The sequence below is a fragment of the Anoxybacillus sp. TBDG-1 genome (assembly GCF_054815885.1).
This window is the reverse complement of record NZ_JBTZSY010000008.1, coordinates 39,963-57,930: the sequence shown is the minus strand read 5'-3', so window position 1 is coordinate 57,930 and position 17,968 is coordinate 39,963. Positions and strand designations below refer to the sequence as shown.

Annotated in this window: 13 protein-coding genes; 8 read left to right on the top strand and 5 right to left on the bottom strand. The window is 41.2% G+C overall.

The genetic code is table 11. From position 1 onward, the window contains the following. The first annotated feature begins 42 nt into the window (after positions 1–42). Together ACYQY7_RS04115 and ACYQY7_RS04110 are read left to right on the top strand one after the other, a co-directional pair. Positions 43–966, top strand: a complete 924-nt coding sequence (locus ACYQY7_RS04115; protein ID WP_461200855.1) for a processed acidic surface protein — start codon at positions 43–45, stop codon at positions 964–966. Further along, on the top strand, positions 948–1,454 hold the full coding sequence (locus tag ACYQY7_RS04110; protein ID WP_461200854.1) for a sortase: 507 nt from the start codon (positions 948–950) through the stop codon (positions 1,452–1,454). Before ACYQY7_RS04115 ends, ACYQY7_RS04110 begins: the two co-directional genes overlap by 19 nt. Before the next feature lie 5 nt (positions 1,455–1,459). Here ACYQY7_RS04110 and ACYQY7_RS04105 read toward each other — a convergent pair whose 3' ends face one another. After that, positions 1,460–1,867 (bottom strand): YwpF-like family protein, encoded by a 408-nt coding sequence (locus ACYQY7_RS04105; protein WP_461200853.1) that lies wholly within the window; start codon positions 1,865–1,867, stop codon positions 1,460–1,462. A 375-nt stretch (positions 1,868–2,242) separates the two neighbouring features. Here ACYQY7_RS04105 and ACYQY7_RS04100 point away from each other — a divergent pair, with 375 nt between their 5' ends. Further along, positions 2,243–2,635, top strand: coding sequence for a coiled-coil domain-containing protein (locus tag ACYQY7_RS04100; RefSeq protein WP_461200852.1), 393 nt, complete (start codon positions 2,243–2,245; stop codon positions 2,633–2,635). A 22-nt stretch (positions 2,636–2,657) separates the two neighbouring features. Here the strand turns inward: ACYQY7_RS04100 and ACYQY7_RS04095 are convergent, their stop codons facing one another. Next, the gene (locus ACYQY7_RS04095) at positions 2,658–3,071 is read right to left on the bottom strand and encodes a helix-turn-helix domain-containing protein (RefSeq protein ID WP_461200851.1); all 414 of its coding nucleotides are present in this window, start codon (positions 3,069–3,071) and stop codon (positions 2,658–2,660) included. Between the two features lie 191 nt (positions 3,072–3,262). On the opposite strand from ACYQY7_RS04095, the gene ACYQY7_RS04090 reads away from it, so the two are divergent. Further along, complete coding sequence (locus ACYQY7_RS04090) at positions 3,263–3,712, top strand: hypothetical protein (RefSeq protein ID WP_461200868.1); 450 nt, start codon at positions 3,263–3,265, stop codon at positions 3,710–3,712. Between the two features lie 174 nt (positions 3,713–3,886). Here the strand turns inward: ACYQY7_RS04090 and ACYQY7_RS04085 are convergent, their stop codons facing one another. Then, the gene (locus ACYQY7_RS04085) at positions 3,887–4,756 is read right to left on the bottom strand and encodes an accessory Sec system S-layer assembly protein (protein ID WP_461200850.1); all 870 of its coding nucleotides are present in this window, start codon (positions 4,754–4,756) and stop codon (positions 3,887–3,889) included. Positions 4,757–4,773: 17 nt separating this feature from the next. Further along, a complete protein-coding gene (secA2, locus tag ACYQY7_RS04080; protein ID WP_461200849.1) occupies positions 4,774–7,110 on the bottom strand; it encodes an accessory Sec system translocase SecA2 in 2,337 nt (778 codons plus the stop codon). 237 nt (positions 7,111–7,347) lie between these two features. Between secA2 and ACYQY7_RS04075 the strand changes: the two genes are divergently transcribed. Together ACYQY7_RS04075 and ACYQY7_RS04070 are read left to right on the top strand one after the other, a co-directional pair. Then, on the top strand, positions 7,348–10,776 hold the full coding sequence (locus ACYQY7_RS04075; protein WP_461200848.1) for a S8 family peptidase: 3,429 nt from the start codon (positions 7,348–7,350) through the stop codon (positions 10,774–10,776). A gap of 108 nt (positions 10,777–10,884) precedes the next feature. Then, positions 10,885–12,477, top strand: a complete 1,593-nt coding sequence (locus ACYQY7_RS04070) for an S-layer homology domain-containing protein (RefSeq protein WP_461200847.1) — start codon at positions 10,885–10,887, stop codon at positions 12,475–12,477. A gap of 23 nt (positions 12,478–12,500) precedes the next feature. On the opposite strand, the gene ACYQY7_RS04065 is transcribed toward ACYQY7_RS04070, so the two are convergent. Beyond that, the gene (locus tag ACYQY7_RS04065; RefSeq protein WP_461200846.1) at positions 12,501–13,466 is read right to left on the bottom strand and encodes a C40 family peptidase; all 966 of its coding nucleotides are present in this window, start codon (positions 13,464–13,466) and stop codon (positions 12,501–12,503) included. Between the two features lie 377 nt (positions 13,467–13,843). On the opposite strand from ACYQY7_RS04065, the gene ACYQY7_RS04060 reads away from it, so the two are divergent. Together ACYQY7_RS04060 and ACYQY7_RS04055 are read left to right on the top strand one after the other, a co-directional pair. Continuing rightward, positions 13,844–17,272 carry an S-layer homology domain-containing protein gene (locus tag ACYQY7_RS04060; protein WP_461200845.1) on the top strand — a complete coding sequence of 1,143 codons (3,429 nt, stop codon included), beginning with the start codon at positions 13,844–13,846 and terminating at the stop codon, positions 17,270–17,272. Positions 17,273–17,425: 153 nt separating this feature from the next. Then, on the top strand, positions 17,426–17,929 hold the full coding sequence (locus ACYQY7_RS04055) for a hypothetical protein (protein ID WP_461200844.1): 504 nt from the start codon (positions 17,426–17,428) through the stop codon (positions 17,927–17,929). Positions 17,930–17,968 lie beyond the last annotated feature (39 nt).

The following is a 17,968-nucleotide window of genomic DNA, read 5'->3' as shown; positions in this document are numbered from 1 at the left end:
ATCGAACAAAATAACCATAGCACACATAAGGGAGGAAAATACATGCGCGTGCTATGGTTATTGATTTGTTTGTTATGTGCGACACCTGTGCAAGCATCTATTTCTGAAGAAGCATTGCGACAATATGTACAAGATATCGGTTGGACGATGGACGATTTAACGCGTTATTTAGCGAAATGGAATATGACGATTCACGATTTTTCATCGCTTGACGCGTTAAAAAAGCAGCTCGGTACCCCGATCACGCCTGAACGTCTCGATGCGTTGTTGTTACGGTACGATATGACGAAAGAAGAAGCGGAAGCGCTTCTCGGACATTTTGGTGAACAGCTCCAACAATATACGTTCATCGAAGATTTAGCATATGCCTTATCGTTTTATCGTGATCGTTACGATGCGATACAAGCAATGACAGACATTTTAGCAACGATTGGGCTAACCGAAGATGAAATTCATCGATTAGTGGAGCGGACGCCTCCGTCTGCGAAACAAACGCTTGAGCATCTCGATGAACAAATGCAAATGCTCGTATTGCGTGATCCAGCTACACCGTTAACAACGCAAGAACAAGAAGCGCTACAACGTCTTTGGAACGAATGGCTTTCGCTTTACCGCCTTCAAGCAAAAGTGTATGAAGTAAACGAACAAGGACGAAAACCCATTTCGTTTGAGCAATTTCAAACGGTCAACGCGCCTGTTGTAATGGAATGGTACGATGACGACGGAACATTGGTGGCTGATTTATATATTCCGTACGAGCGAATCGGATCAAGTGCGCTCATTGATGCGAGCGAACAGCTCGCCCACATTGGCATGATGGCACTTGATTTAGAAAGCGGCTTACTTATTGCGCGCATGCCAAAAACCGCTTCTTCATACGGAACAAACATATTGATTGGTGTCGTTTTACTTTTTGCAAGCTTTGTGTTATGGAAGAAGGGAAAACGATGCGAGCCGTTGCAATAGCGTTATTTTTATTTAGCGCTTCTTTCATTTGGGCAAACGCTATGGGGTGGCATAAAGCATATGAAGCGGTTCAACAAAGCAACGCCCCTGTTGTTCAACAAGATGATGCCATCGGAGTGTTGTTTATTCCGAAACTAAACATATCCGTCCCTATTTACAAAGGTATGCAACAGTTACATAGAGGTGTCGCATACGATGAACGAAGTGCGCTTCCTGGTGAAGGCAATCATATGATTTTGGCAGGGCATCGTGATACAGTATTTCGTCAGCTCGAGGACATGCGATTAGGGGATGAACTAGTTATTCGAACGAATAATCGAACGTGGACGTATGTCGTTCAACATATTCGCATCGTCAAGCCAGATGACAAAACAGTGCTCACCCCAAAAGCGCACCCGACGCTAACGTTAATTACATGTTATCCGTTTCGCTGGGTAGGCGATGCCCCAAACCGATACGTCGTGGTTGCCAAACAAAAAAGAGGCTAGAACAGTTAGCCTCTTTTTGTATGCATTTGTTGTTTAAATTGTTGCAGGAGCTTTTCGCCATGTAGCCCGCGCTGAACTAAATCTTCTAGCACCACTTCCGCTAAATTCGAGCGCTGAACGAGTGTTGCATCCATTAATACGCTCATTCGTTCTCCCATCATCGTCACGGAGCGAACGGTTGCACGCACATGAGCAGGATCATTCGTTTTGCGCGAAATGGTCACAAGTGCATCAAACGTTGCCTCACTCTCTTTTAACGATGTGAACAGCTCACGATATGTTTGCTCGACATACGCCTCGATGAGCCAACGTTGATGTTCATCTTCTTTATTAATCATTAAACCATCAATGAGCGGAATGTCTTGTTTTTGCTCATGCAATAGCGTGAGAGCAACGAGCTTAAAAGTTTTCACCACATCCACCTCGCAACAATAGTTGCTTTTATTATACCATATGGGCGAAACGTAACAAAAAAAGAAAAGAAAAAGTGAAAATTGAATTTTCGGGCGCTTTTTTTGTCAAAAATGACCGAAAAACGGCAAAAAAACAAAAAAATCGGCTTGAAAATTGAAAAATCGAAATTTTACATCATTTTTTTATTTTTGTATCATATGAATCGAGGAGGTGATCAAAAACAATTCCTCTCAACTTCCTTCCAAAATGTGTCCTCTTACTGCTCCCTCACAGTTTGGCTAGCATCCTCTTCGCTAGCCTCTTTTTTCAATTGACCGCATGTCAAGGGAGTGATATGCTAGGGGATGAAACGAACAGAAAGGGGTGAATAGAAAGTGGAGAACCAAATTTTACAAGCGGTAAAAGAATTGCTTTATGAAGTACGTGAAATGCGTGGGGAAATAGAAAGCTTAAAAGAAGAGATGAAAAGCTTCAAGCAAGAAATGCGCGCAGAAATGGAGAGCTTCAAACAAGAAATGCGTGCAGAAATGGAGAGCTTTAAGCAAGAAATGCGTGCAGAAATGGAGAGCTTCAAGCAAGAAATGCGTGCAGAAATGGAGAGCTTCAAGCAAGAAATACGCGCAGAAATAAAAGAGTTACATGTGCGCATTGGGAAGGTAGAAACAAAAGTGGACAAGCTACACGATAAATTTGAACTGCATGCACAAAAACAATGGCAAACAGAAGCAGATGTGTATCGCTTAAAAAAATTAATCGGCATTGAGTAAAGGGCAGAAAAACGCCCCTTTTTTATTTCAACGCTTCAATCATTTCATCAATCATCTTTATGACGACTCCTTCAATTCGCTTTCGCTTATGGGCAGGCAACGACTGCAGGGCATATAGTCGCTTCGCGAGCTCGCGCTGTTCATTCATGTAACGAATAAGCGATAATTGTTCATCGCTCATTTCGTTCGTTCCATATGCCAATCGTACTTCTTGTAACAGCTGTTCATCTGTTGGATGTTTTCCGAGCAAAAAGTCGACGCTGACACGAAACATTTCACTCATATCGATAAGCGATTGTAAATCAGGGAGCACCTCACCATTTTCCCATTTGCTTACTTTAGAACGAGATACATTTAATCGTTGTGCGAATTGCTCTTGCGTCCAATCGTGAGCGTTTCGCAAGCGTCTAATTTGTTCACCAATATGTTGCAACATTATCTTCCACCAAATTCCCTTTTTCTTTTTACGATAGAAGAAGAGCGGAAATTATTTTGTTCTTTTTATAAACAAAATAAAAAATGTTCATTTTTAGAACAAAAATCGACGGGTTTGTTTGTCGAAAAAAGTTGATTGAATATTCATAAAATGTAAAAATATACATTGGAAAAACTTGAAGGAGATGATGAATCGTGAACATTTATTTTTCAAATTACATTGTTCATCAAGCGAAAAAAGGAGGAAAAATGTGCGAAGTACTCATTAAAGAGAAACCGAATCCTCCATTTCACGAATCGCGAACGATTGAGCCTATTCACTTTTCTGATTCACTTCAGTTTATTTCACCAATAGACAAGCTGCCACTAGAACCAATTCGTTATCGGATGATTACGTGCACAACAAAAGATGACTTATTTTTATTTTTTAAAACGATAGACGATCAATTAATGATTGTTATTACGTTTTTGTTTGGAAAAGGAAAAGCCCAAATATGTGTACGACGTTGGAATGATGTTGAGAAACGTTACATCTCCGCACCGATGAATGACCTCACAGCTACTGAAGAACGAGCCATCCTATGTACATTCCGCTCGGTTTCCATTCGTTCTGGGCAGAAAATTCAATATTGTTTATTTTAACTGAAAGTTATAGCGATGAAAAATTTATACCAAAAAAACGAAAATTATGTTTGTTAAACACAAAAAATGATGCTAAAATATAACTGTAGTACTATTTCCTTCTGTTTACGATAGAGAGCGGTTGGTGGCCAGAGGCAAAGAAAAAGAGCTGATGACAACATCAGCTCTTTTTCTTTATGGGTGTGGGGAGTAAACTTGCCATTGCCTTAGATCAATTTTTTCTTTCAGGATAAGTGATTTTGGAAAGATAAACGTCCACGGTTTACTTGTATTCGCTTTTATTTGTAAATCCAATGTAAATAAGCCGCGAGCAATAACTTCTCCTGATGCATCTTCCACGACAAGAGGTAACTTTTTGAATTGAATATCCTTTTGGTTTCCATTCCGAATAAGTAGACCTACAACTAGGTTACCTTCTTCATCAGTTGTCGCTTGTAATCCTACAATATTCACCTCATTTTCAGCTAGACGAGGGAGAGAGCGGACAAGACGTTCTAATTCCTTTTTATCTTCCTCAGACAATGAGTTTTCCCAACTATCATCTAGTTCTAAAGAATGCTTTTTCCTTAGTTCAAAAGAGAGTTTCCATCCGAATCTAGGTATTTTATCTGAAAGTAGTTCGTGTTTATTAAAAACAAAAAACCAAGGTCGACTACTTCGAGGTGGAATTTCCCCCATTTCGCTCAGTTGAAATGTTTTTCTGCTAATAATTTCATCGTTGGTTCCAATAAATAAAAGTCTAGTTTGATCGAATCGAATAGCTTTGTCTAAAGCATTACGGATAAGTGCTGTAACAACATAACAATCGCCTTCTTTTTTCCATTCAATTCCGGATAGCGACACTTGATTTTTTTTCAACGGTGGCAATTCGTTATTCACGTATTGAAAATAATATTTTTGTTCGGTCGTTAGCGACATGAGTGGGTGTATCGATAACGTTGTGTGCACGTCTTCATCTTGTTGTTCATCGGCTCCATCAAATAATTGTCCAGCTTGAATAATACTATCTTCACCTTGTTTTTTCTTTTTGAAAAATGGAATCATCGTTCCATCTCCTTTCTTCAATTCGAATTAAGTAGCTGGGCAAGTTGTTGGGAAGCATCTTTTTCTAAACGATGATACATGAGTGTAAAGAGCTCCAACCCTTCTTTTGCATATTGGCGCATCGGATCTTCTTGTCCGTAATAGCGCAACCCAATTCCTTCTTTCAATAACTCCATTGCTTCTAAATGTTTTGTCCAGTGAAAATCGATAAGCGAAAGTAAAGCACGTTTCAATGCCCATTGATGTTCTTCAGTGTATTCCAACGCATGAACGCGCTCTTTCCATGCCGAGATCGCTTGTTGGACGATCGCTTCCACTTCTTTTTGATCGACAATACCAGTTACATCGATGTGTTCGTTTGTCACTGTTTGAACGGTCTGTACTAGCCGAGCAATATCCCATTCCTCTGGAATAACGTCTTCTGGGCATGTATAAGTAACTTCTCGTTCAAGAAACGATGGCACCATATGAACGACAATGGGAATGACATCGTTAGCTTCAAGAATGCGATTGCGGAGCGTATAAACGGTGCGCCGTTGCTCGTTTAATACGTCATCAAGCTTTAAGTTATATTCCCGTACAGAGAAATTGCTTCCTTCACAAATGCGCTGTACACGGTTGACGAATTCATGTACCTCTTTGTTTAATACTTCGCCTTCTTCATTCACTTGTAATGATTTTTTCATTTTTTCTAGCTCTTCTTTCGCGAAACGACGGAACATGTCATCTTCAAGCGAAATGAAAAATTGCGAGCGTCCCGGATCGCCTTGACGACCTGCACGTCCTTTTAATTGGTTGTCAATGCGGCGGCTTTCATGTCGTTCTGTACCGAGGACGTATAAGCCCCCAAGCTCTGCGACGCCTTCTCCAAGCATAATATCTGTTCCGCGTCCTGCCATATTTGTAGCAATTGTAATTTGTCCTTTTTGACCAGCTCGTGAAATCAACTCCACTTCTTGTTCGACGCTTTTGGCGTTTAGCAACTGGAACGGTAAGTCTTCTTCCGCTAAATATTTCGCCACTTTTTCTGACTGTAAAATAGATGTTGTACCAATGAGCATCGGCTGTCCTGTCTCATGCACACGCTTCGCTTCTTTTGCGACGGCTTTATATTTCGCTTCGACTGTCGCAAAGATGCGATCGGGCAAGTCTTGACGGATGACAGGGCGGTTTGTTGGGATTTGGACAACATCCATGCCATACAATGTTTGAAACTCTTTTTCTTCTGTTTTCGCCGTTCCTGTCATCCCTGATAAAATCGGATAAAGACGAAAATAGTTTTGAATCGTAATCGATGCTTGAATTTTATTTTCTTCTGTTAACTCTAATCCTTCTTTGGCTTCAATCGCTTGATGAAGACCGTTGCTTAAGCTGCGTCCTTCCATCGGACGGCCGGTGAACATATCAATGAGCAACACTTTTCCGTCTTTCACGATATAGTCGACATCGCGTGTAAACATGACGTATGCGCGCAACGCTTGAATAACGTAATGATACAACACTTGGTGTTCTAAGTCGTATAAGTTGTCGATGCCGAACCCTTTTTCAATTTTTTCAATGCCTTGTTCCGTTAAGTTGACGGTTTTTGTTTCTTCATCGTATTCGTAATCTTCATCGCGAACGAAATGTTTTACAATGCGGGCGCATAAATAGCTTAACTCCGAACTGACGCCTGTTTTTCCTGCGATAATGAGAGGGGTTTTCGCTTCGTCAATTAATACGCTATCGACTTCATCGATAATCGCATAATGAAATGGGCGTTGGACACGATCGGCGACACGATATACCATATGATCGCGCAAATAGTCGAAGCCAAACTCATTGCCGACACCGTATGTAATGTCGGCTTGATATGCCACTTTTTTCTCCTCTAGTGACATTTGTGGCAAATTTAAGCCGACGGTCAGCCCTAAAAACTCATGAATTTTTCCGATTAAATCACGGTCGCGCTTCGCTAAATAGTCGTTGACGGTAATGACATGCACTCCTTTTCCTTCAAGCGCGCGCAAATAGCTCGGGGCGGAAGCGACGAGCGTTTTTCCTTCACCTGTCGCCATTTCCGCAATATTTCCTTCGGCAAGCACAAGACCGCCGATGAGCTGAACGTCAAAATGGCGCATGCCAAGCACACGTTTCGATGCTTCTCTGACAGTCGCAAACGCTTCGACTTGTATATCGAATACCGATTCACCTTCCGCTAGTCGCTGTTTAAATTCATTTGTTTTTGCGCGCAATTCGTCATCTGTCAATGCTTCAAATATCGGTTCAAGCTCGTTGATACGCGCAACGGTTTTATAGTAGTTTTTCAGTTTTCGTTCATCGCTGTTTACGAGTTTTTTTATGTAAGACAACATGGGGAACCTTCTCCTTCGCTGTAAATCAAATCGTTTCAACGTACAGTATACCATTGTTCCCAAAATGTTTCACGACCTCGGAAAATTTTTCTTTACTTTTTTATCTTTGGGTGATATTGTAAGTTTATTAGAAAAAATTATCAAAATATGAAACTTTTTTGTCTTTTTTTCGTTATTGTAGGTGTATTTGTCTTCTGTAGCGAATATATATGTTACATTCTTTTAAGGAGGATTTGCATGGAAAAATGGAAGAAAACTGCATTATTGATTAGTTTAGCCTCATCGCTTATCGTGCCGACAGTTGCGCAAGCATCGACGGAACCGCCGATTGCACAATGGAAAAAACAAACGGCGAAAGCATCGGTGCCGCTTGCTTACAAACGGTTTGAAGATGCGCAAAATCAAATGAGTACCGATACATTGATCGTGAAGTACAATGAAGTCATTCCAGCTGCTGTGCATCGTAGTTTAGGAGCGACATTGAAGCAGTCGTTTCCGCAATTGAAATATGATGTTGTGACGGTGCAAAAAGGAAAAGAGATGCAGCAAGTGATGAAAAATTACGCAAAACTAAGAGCCGTCAAAAGTGTGACGCCAAGCTTTACATACAAACGGCTCGGTTCGGCTGATCCGAAAGCAGATCATATGTATTTATTATCGCTTTTAAATATGGATAAGGCGTTAAAACTTGCTGGAAAGTCTAGTGTCACGGTTGCTGTCATCGACACAGGGATGGATACGAAGCATCCAGAGCTTAAAGGACGTGTTCTCCCTGCTTACAATGCGATAAACCCAGCTGGTGCGCCGATCAAAGACGTGCACGGAACGCATGTTGCTGGCATTATCGGAGCAAATGCAAACAACGGCATTGGTGCACATGGTGTCAACCCGAATGTTAAAATTTTGCCAATTGACGTATTCGGTGGCGGATGGGGGGCAAGCGACTATACGATCGCCCAAGGCATTTTATATGCGATGGAAAAAGGAGCAAAAGTCATTAATATGAGTCTCGGTGGCTACTTTAGCTCGCCGATTTTAGAAGAAGCTGTTCAAAAAGCCATTGATGCTGGCATTACGGTCGTTGCCGCAGCAGGAAACGAAGCGACAGATATGTACTCCATCCCAGCTTCATACGAAGGAGTCATTAGCGTCGGGGCGACCGACAGCAAAAATAAACTTGCTGAGTTTTCAAACTACGGTCCGTCTGTGGACATTGTTGCACCGGGTGTTGACGTGTACAGCCCTATTTACGATTATACGAAAGGGTCTTCGTTTGCGGAGTTAAGTGGAACGTCGATGGCATCGCCAGTTGTCGCAGGCGTCGCTTCGCTTCTTTTATCGAAGTACCCAAATTTAAAACCGTATCAAGTCGAATGGATTTTAGAGCGCACCGCAACCGATTTAGGGGAAAAAGGATATGATTTAACGTACGGAAACGGTTTAGTCAATCCAGTGGCAGCGTTGCAATATAACATCAAAAATGTGCCACAAAAAGAAAAATGGAACGATGAAACGATTTTAGCGAAAGCGCCTGTTATTGATGCGAAAGAACCGTACGTGAAAAAAGGTTCGCTGACAAAACCGGAAGAAATGCATTGGATAAAAATGAACGTACAACAAGGTGAAAGCGTCCAAGCGCTACTCGAAGGGTCAGAATTATACGACTATAAACTTGTTTTTCGTTTTTATCCAGAAGGAAAAACAACGTCTGAAAAGCCAGTTCAAGTGAATGACGGTCGTGCAGGCGAGGTGGAAGCGAAACTATTTACAGCGAAGCAATCTGGCGTGCTTGCGATCGGTGTAACAGATGCAAATGGCAACTATAGCTTACAAGGAAAATCAACGTACACGCTAGTTGTTCAGTCATTTGTGGAGCTTGCGGATGACGGCATTACAAAGGAAAATCCAGCTGCAATTGACCAGCTGCCTTTTGCCTTAGAAAACTTAACGTTTGTGCCAGAAAAAGATGCGAAAGAAGGCGACCGCGACTATTTCCTTTTTACTGTTGCTGAACCGACGATCGTGAAGTTTCAATTGTCGCCAGTTCCAGGCATTGACTCTTCACTAAATATATATTTAGCAGAAGAGCTATACCGACCAGTTGATCCGAATGAAAAATATAAACAAATGTCATTTCCAATCGTCATCGGAAACAATAACGGTGTCGGCAAAGGGGAGACGGTGACATTTGAAGCGCAACCGAACGTACAATACGTACTTGAAGCTTCAAGTGAACCGATCGCAGCATTTTACCCGATATTTATGTCAAACAATCAAGCGAAAGAAGTCACAGGGTCGGCAATTCCGTATCAACTCAGCGCCGAGGCGATTACATTGCCGCAAGATGAAGACAACTTCCCAACACGCGAGCCGATGCCAATGGGCAACGGTGCTGTTGAACAGATGGAAAAAATAAAAGAACAAATGCGTAAGCCAAACGATATCATCATCATTGGCGATGACGGAAGCTGGAGCTATTTTGAAAAAGAACAAATCCAGCAAATTAAAGAAAATGCTCGTCCTTACAACATTGGTGATCGCGTCGAAGCGTTTATTCAGTTTAGTGGCGATCAAGACTTTTATCGCTTCACTGTCCCAGCAACCGCTCTGTACGAGTTTTCGTTTGCCACACCTGACGATATGACGCCATCAGCGATGCTTTTTGAATACGATGAGAAAAAAGATGATTTCATCCCTGTGAACTCTTTCTGGCCGTTTGATTGGATGACAGGAAAGAAACAAACGAACTGGACGCTCATTTTGGAAGAAGGAAAAACGTACTACATGTCGGTGCAAAACGAATATTACCAACCGGTAGCTCATCCGTATGTTATCACATCGAAAAAACTCGTCGATGCACCGAAAGATGTGAACGAAAAAAATAACGAACCGATTCAAGCGACGGTCGTGAACGTCAATGAAACGAAAACAGGAAACTTTGTCCTTCCAAATGATGTCGATTACTATTACTATAAACATCGGCAAGCGAGCGAACGAATGACACTTTACGCAAAACCAAGCAAACCGAACGCATCATTGCCAAAACAATTGCGTGGCACATTAATTCCGATTATATCAGTTGTCGAAGATACGAACGGAAATATGACGATTGATGAAGACGAATACGGAAAAGCTGTCACGTTTTATCCGAGTGGATGGAGTCCGTTATACGATGTAAACGGCTCGTTCCAAGCGAAGAAAAATGTCGGATATTTCTTTGTCGTTAACGCGTTTATGTGGGACGGACTATCGCTTCAGTCGTACAACTTTAGTATTCAATCGCTCAATAAAAAAGATGAAGATGCGTCTTCCGTCGTGAAAAACAACGTGCCATCCAAGCCGCTTTCTTTCAATAAAAAAGGAAATGTATATGAAGCACGTGGATATATGAACATCGTTGATTACGGCGATAAAGATTATTACAAATTCGTCGTTGAACAAGATGGAACATTTACATGTAAGCTCAATGTACCGGGCACGATGGATGGCGTCATGTCCATTTTCGATGCGAAAGGTCGCCTCGTTCAAACGTATGACTATTACGGTGATGGCGATGCGGAAATTGGTACGCTTTCCTTGAAAAAAGGAACGTACTACGTCGTTGTTGAAGAATCACTTGCCAGACCAAATGCCAACCCATATACGCTCTCTATAACGAAGAGATAAATACAAAGGCTGCCTATGCATACAGGCAGCCTTCCTTCTTTTTCTTTTCCATCATCGCGTTTGGCGTGTTAACATAAATGTAGATTGATAGATAACGAGGTGATTGACGTGCAGCGCATGCGATTCATTTGGCTTTCGTTCGTTTTTTTATTCTTTTTTCACGCGCCTGTCCACGCCCATGTCGTTGATTTAACGAAAAAAGCGCAGGCGCAAAGCTATGAAAACTACTATTCGCTCATCGCTAGCTATAAAGGGGAAAGCGGCGTCACGTTTGAAAGCTATAGCCCTTATTGGACGAAGACGAAGCTCGTTCTGTTGGAGCAAGAACTATTAAAAAACAAACATGGCGCTGAGCTTGCTTTGTTAGGAAGCGTCAAAATTTTCCCTGATTATCCTGCCGGTGCAAACATCCTCGGTCAATATTTTGCTCAATATCAAATAAGCCCAAAGCCTGCCTTGCTTCCAAATCGGTACATTCATTTATACGGTGGCAACGAATGGACGACCGTCGAGCAAATGGCGATGACACTCGCGCACGAGTACGGACATCATTTTACATTTTATTACTTGTTAAATAAAGAACAGCGCCTTCCGAACGAATGGCTCCAGTCGCGATACGCTGCGGCGCGCGAACTTTTTCGCTATCCGTCTGTTCACGCTGATGGAAGTGGAGCGTACGAATGGTATATGCCTGAAATACTCGCAGAAGATTACGTACAATTATTCGGATCACCAAATGCATTAAAAGGACATATGCAAATGAACGTTCATCTCCCGACACCGTTTGAACTTCCAGCTTTACAAACGTATTGGAAAAACGAGCTTGGTGCCCCGTATGAACCGATGCCACCGCTTTCACTATTTCTAACAAACTATACGGTGAAAAATAACGTATATGCGCTCAAGCTTTACACATATGCTGATACAACCGCATACGTGAACGCGCAAGAGGGGAATGGACGCTACGCCTCCGTTTATATCGGAAGCGTGCCGAAAGGAGTCAATGAAACGACGTATGACGGTACAACGTTAAACAACCAAGTGTCGTGGCTGTTTCGATCAACAATGGTCGATACCGCTCTATTTCGCGTCGTCCAGCCGACGACAAAAGGATTTAATCGCGGTTCGGCGACGCTACGCGTCCAATATGGGACGATTGATTCGCTTCTTGTTACCCCTCCACTTTTCCCAGATGTCATCGGGGAGGAGTTGCAAGCGGCGGCGAGACTATTGTATGAACGCGGCATTATCTCAGGGTTCCCAGATGGCACATATCGTCCGAACGAACGGTTACTCCGCCGCCATGCCGCCCTTATGCTTATTCGTGAGTTAAGTCTGACGCTGCCTGAAGGATATGTCGTCAAAGCAAAAGACGTGAAACCGAGCGATGCGTGGTATAAAGAAATGGCGATTGCTGAGGCATACGGGCTGCTTACAGGATATAACGGAAAGCTATATCCGAACGATTACATTACCCGCGCCCAAATGGCAACGATTTTCACTCGTGTATATGCGGATATATATGAACGCCCGACTGTAAATCAATCGTTTTTTGATGTTTCTCCTTCTCATTGGGCGTATGAACCGATTAATACGTTGTTTTATAATCGAATAACGATCAACAATCCATATCGTCCAAACGACATTGTCACACGAGGACAATTTGCGCTCTTTCTTAGTCGGACATTGCAAAAAAAATAGCGAGGAAGGCTTGTCCTTCCTCGCTATTTCGCGTGTATCGCACGATAGAAAAATACTGCAAATTGCGCGCGCGTCACTGTATCTTTCGGTCGAAACGTCCCATCTTCATAGCCGCTTGCAATGCCTGATGCGACGAGTTTTTCAATCGCATCATATGCTGCATCTGTTTCTTTTACATCAGTAAACGGCACATCCGCTCCGCGCTTCAACTTCCAAGCTTCCGCAAACCACATCGCTAATTGTTCGCGCGTTAACGGGTCATCTGGCTGAAACTGCTTATTGTTTTTATCGACAATATTTTCTTTCACAAGGGCGTTCACCGCACCGACAGCCCAATGATCGCTCGGTATGTCAGAAAACATTTCTTTTCGATTGTTCATGTCGAAATTGAAATATGTAGCCATCACACCTGCCGCTTCTGCACGCGTCATCGTTTCATCTGGCTTAAAGTAGCTTTTCGCATACCCAAGCACGATTTCTTTTTTTCCTAACGCTTCAATTTCTTTACTTGCCCAAAAATTGCCTCCGACATCTTGAAACTGTCCAGCCGCTTGCACGTATGCAAGTACTCGCCTTGCCCCTATGTATCGTTTTTTATAGTAAGAGTCGTCTAATGAAGTCACTATAATTCCCTTTGATGAACTCGCATGGATAAATTGATTGTCTCCAATATAAATGCCTGCATGCGACGGCCCTTTTTTATACGTCTCAAAAAAGACGAGATCACCGACTCGTAAATCTTCTTTCTTTACTGCACTCCCCTGCTTATATTGTTCCGCTGTTGTGCGCGCCAACGTCACGCCGAGTCCGCTCATCACATGCCGCGTGAACCCAGAACAATCAAACCCTTTTTCCGAACTTCCTCCGAACTGATACGGCACCCCAACGTATTTTTTTGCTAGTGGAACGAGCCGCTCATAACTTTCGTTTGCATAAGCGAAGGAAGGAAAAAGAAAAAACAAAAGGAATACAAAAACAAATCTCTTCACACGTCACACCCCACTCCGCCATTATTCTCGTCATTTCGACATATTCACACTATTCCAAGTGTATCATAAATAGGATAATGATAACTTTACAGTTATGTAACAAAACTTTTTGTAAAAAAGTTACGTAATAAGGTATTGAAAAAAGTCGAACATTAGGTAAAATGGTGAATAGGTGGAAGACTACATGTGAAACAGTTTTGTTATTCCAACAAAGAAAAACTGTTCAAAAAATGGTTGACATGATGTATGGAAAAAATTATAATGTAGTTTGTAGTCGTTCACTCGCTAAGTTTAAGAGTTTCATAGAGAGAACATACATAATCTCTTAAATTTAGCTGAGCTAAATAGAAACAGAAACAAAAGGAGGAAATATGTCGATGGCTTACCAACCAAAGTCTTATCGCAAATTTTTAGCTGGTACAGTCTCTGCGGCAGTTGTTGCTTCAGCGATCGCGCCAGCAGCAAGTGCAGCTTCTTTCACAGACGTAGCAGGAAGCGTGCATGCAGATGACATCGCTACATTAGTAGCAAAAGGTTACATTAAAGGATATGCAGACGGTACATTCAAACCAAACAAACCGTTAACACGCGGTGAAGCTGCGATCATCTTCTCACGCATTTTAAAAGATGCGGGTGTTACTCAAAAAGGTGCAGGCTTCCCAGACGTTCCAGCGAGCAAAGCTGAATTAGCAGAAGCGGTTGCGATCGTGCAAGCTGCTGGCGTCATGGGCGGAGATGAAAAAGGTAACTTCAACCCGAACGCAAACATCACTCGCGAACAAATGGCGAAAGTCGTTGTTGAAGCGTTCAAGTTAACAAAACCAGCAAACTACACAACAAAAGTTACTGATCTTGACAAAGCTGGTTCATGGGCACGTGAATACATTCAAACATTAGAGGCAAACGGTGTAACGAAAAACACTGAATTCATGCCAAAACAAAACGTAACACGCGGTCAATTCGCTTCATTCGTCGTACGTGCGATGGATGTGAAAAAAGAAGTTACTCCGACTGTTGAAAAAGTAGAAGTTTTATCAAAAACAAAATTAGTAGTAACGTTTAATACCGCTGTTGATGCAGTAAAAGCTGAAAACTTTGCCATTGAAGGTGCAACTGTTGTTTCTGCTACATTAAGTGCAGATAAAAAGCAGGCAACTTTAGAAGTTTCAAATCTCGAGTACGGAAAAGACTATACAGTTGTAGTAAAAGATGTTTTAGTAAATGGTAAAACGGTGAGCTTTGGAACAAAATCTTTCAAAACTCCAGCTGTTTCAGAGCTTTGGGGTGTTCGCGTGACTACGAAAGATGCATCTTTAGTAGCGAACGGTGCAGACAATACAGTTGTTACGTTTGAACTTGTAAGCAAGGGAACAAATGAAGTCGATGCGAAAGCAGATAATATTGTATTAGATTTAAATACAACATACGGAACGTTGTCACAAAAACGTGTAACGATTCAAAATGGTAAAGCAACTGTCATTTTGACATCCGAATTTAGTGCGAAAGATATTGTTGCAAAAATCGATGCTCAAATCATAGAAGCTTCAGGAGACTACAAGGACTTAATTGGTAAAGTGTTCGGAAGTGGGGTTGTTACATTTAAACCAGCTGCTAGCGGTGTAGTTGAAACAATTACTCTTGTTGGTGGTGAGTCAAACCAAGCTGATCGTGTTACTGTATTCTTTGACAAAACACCAACTGAACAACAATTAAAAGATAGCAATTTTGTTGTAAAGCAGGGAAGCAAAGAGGTGACGCCTCTTGGGTTTAAACTAGTTAAAGACAATCCAAAAGCTGTGGAACTTATTCTTAAAAAAGATGATTATTTAACAGATAACAAAGAAGTCACTGTCGTCGCAAATGTTCCAAATGCTATTGGGAAGTTATCAACATCTTCAACAACTTTCATACTGACAGATGCACGTCCAGCTGAAGTGACATCTGTTCAGGTAGAAGGATTGAACACGATTAAGGTTGTATTCTCTGAGGCAGTTGACTCTGCTCACTTTGTAATTGATGGTCGATTTGTAGAAGGGAAAGATTTCAAAGTTACTTATGGGGACTTTGATGCCAAAACACGTAAAGATGAGCGTCATATCGTTACAATTGAGTTAAATGATAATTTCAAAGAAAATGAGAAAGCAAAAGTAGGCTACTTTACACCGGGGCAACATTCTTTACAAGTGTCTTCAGTAAAAGATTTTGCTGCGTTAACGGATGTTAAAAATATTGGTACGACACAAAACTTGACATTCCATGTGATTGAAGATACGACAAAACCGACTGCAGAGGTGAAAGTAGAGTCACCTGAGCAATTCCGAATTACATTTGATAAGATTTTGAAAGAAGCGGATTTATTATCTACAGGTAAATTCCAATTAGAATTTTATAACGAAGATACAAAGAAATACGAAAAAGTCACTCCATCAGTCAAAAACGGACGTTTTCAGGGATGGAAAAACAATCTTTCAGAAATTTTACTTGTGAAACGTGATTCTAACAAACCTTCTTCTTACATTGTAGAATTAAAAGAAGACTGGACAGTAATCTACAATACTCAGGCGACAAAGCTTAACTATTACAATGATAAGTTCCGTATTGTTATTGCAGAAGATGCGGTAACAAATAAAGCAAATGGTGAGAAAAACGCTGAAATCATTCTTGATCTCAATTATGCAGGCTCACCACTTAACCAACCAGATACAGAAAGTCCAAAAATTTTAGATATCGTTCAAAGTGAAACAGACAAAACGACTTTCACTGTAAAAATGAGTGAGCCAGTAAAATTAGGTAATGTACGAGATGATAGTGGTGATACAATCGCACAAGAACAAGGTTCTTTACCTAAAACATTAGTAGATTTCATTGGTAAAGATGAAAAAGGAAAGTTAGTTACTATTAGTGGGGAAGTTGTGGGATATGCAGACTCTAGTGATATGTCGTTTAACGTGAAGGCTTCTCTGCAAGACTTAGTCAATAAAGGATACGATGAAAATTGGACAGTTGTTGTTAAATCGATCTCTGATGACGTAGGAAATACTGCACCTTCCCTAACAAAAGAATTTAAAGTTCCTAAAACTTCTGTAAGTCAAATCTTTAAAGTCCAAGAAGTTAAAGGCGATCTTGCAGACTCTACAAAGGATGTTGTGAAAATTACGTTTACTTCGGGTGTTCAATACCGTGGTGGAGTATATGATGCAACAAATCCAGCTCAATATACGTTGAACGGTAAGAACCTACCGATAGGAACAAAGATTGAAGTACAAGATAGCGATAACAATGTTGAAAATGGATACGAAATGGTAGTTATCACACTTCCAGATAATACGTTATTAGAGAAATCTAACACAATTACTGTGAACAGAAACTTACAATCTGCACAAGGATCTGTGTTGCAAGGCGATTACGAGTTTGTGTTTAGTGTAGTAAACGCTACACTCAAAAGTGCAAAAGCTACTTATAAAGACGGTGACCAGTCAGGTACTGTAGAAGCCCAAATTAAGGATGGAAAAGAAGTTTCTGTTGATGTATCAAGTTTAGGTGATTCTGTATTGTTTACGGGTGTAGAGATTACGGCTGAGGATGCTAAAAAATTGACATTCTCTATTCCAGGAGTAGAGGGAATAAAAGAAGTAGTGTTTAATAATGGTGTGGCAACAATTTCACCTTCATTAATTGGTGCATCAGGTAATGACATAGCGTTAAGTACATTACGTCAGTTAGGTAGTTCCATTAGCCTCAATGGAACATTATATGACAAAGCAGGTAACACAACGGCTGTGACAATTACAATTAAATTAAAATAATTGTCTAGTCACTCGTTGAAGATTGGTAGAAGCAGAGAGTCACATGGCTCTCTGTTTCTTTTTTGCAAAAAGCTTTTTAGCATCTTGGTTCAATAAATAGCATGATAGGGGGAGATAAGGATGGATGGAATGAAAAAGGTGGGGTGTTTGAAGATGACAAAGTCTGTTATTGAGAGCCGCTTAAGAAATGCGCTTCGTCGTTTGTATTATTATGATCAAGAGTTAATATGTGACGATGTACATGAGCGTTCAATTGCACATTGGTTAGCAGTTCATTTGAGCACGGTGTTTTACGAATGGGATGTTGATGTGGAATATAATCGGGACTGTGGGGATGTGAAGCGAATTTACGATAATGGTGAATCAAGGGGAAAATCTGTATTCCCCGATATTATTGTTCATAAGCGTGGAACAGAAGAAAATTTGCTTGTGATAGAGATAAAAAAATGGTTTTCTTCTTCTTCTCGTTCTGATGCGAGTGATTTAGAGAAAATTAGAGCGTATTTGGTTTCGCCTACCCTTCAATATCGTTACGGGGCATTTGTAAAGATTGGACAGTCATTAGAAGATGTTCGCTTCGTTGTTTGGACAAAAAACGATCATATCGATGATTTATCATGTCTATTTCAATCAACTGGCGAAGGTGTACATACGTAATCATGGTGTTGTGTACTTGTCATGCTGAAAGAAAGCTAC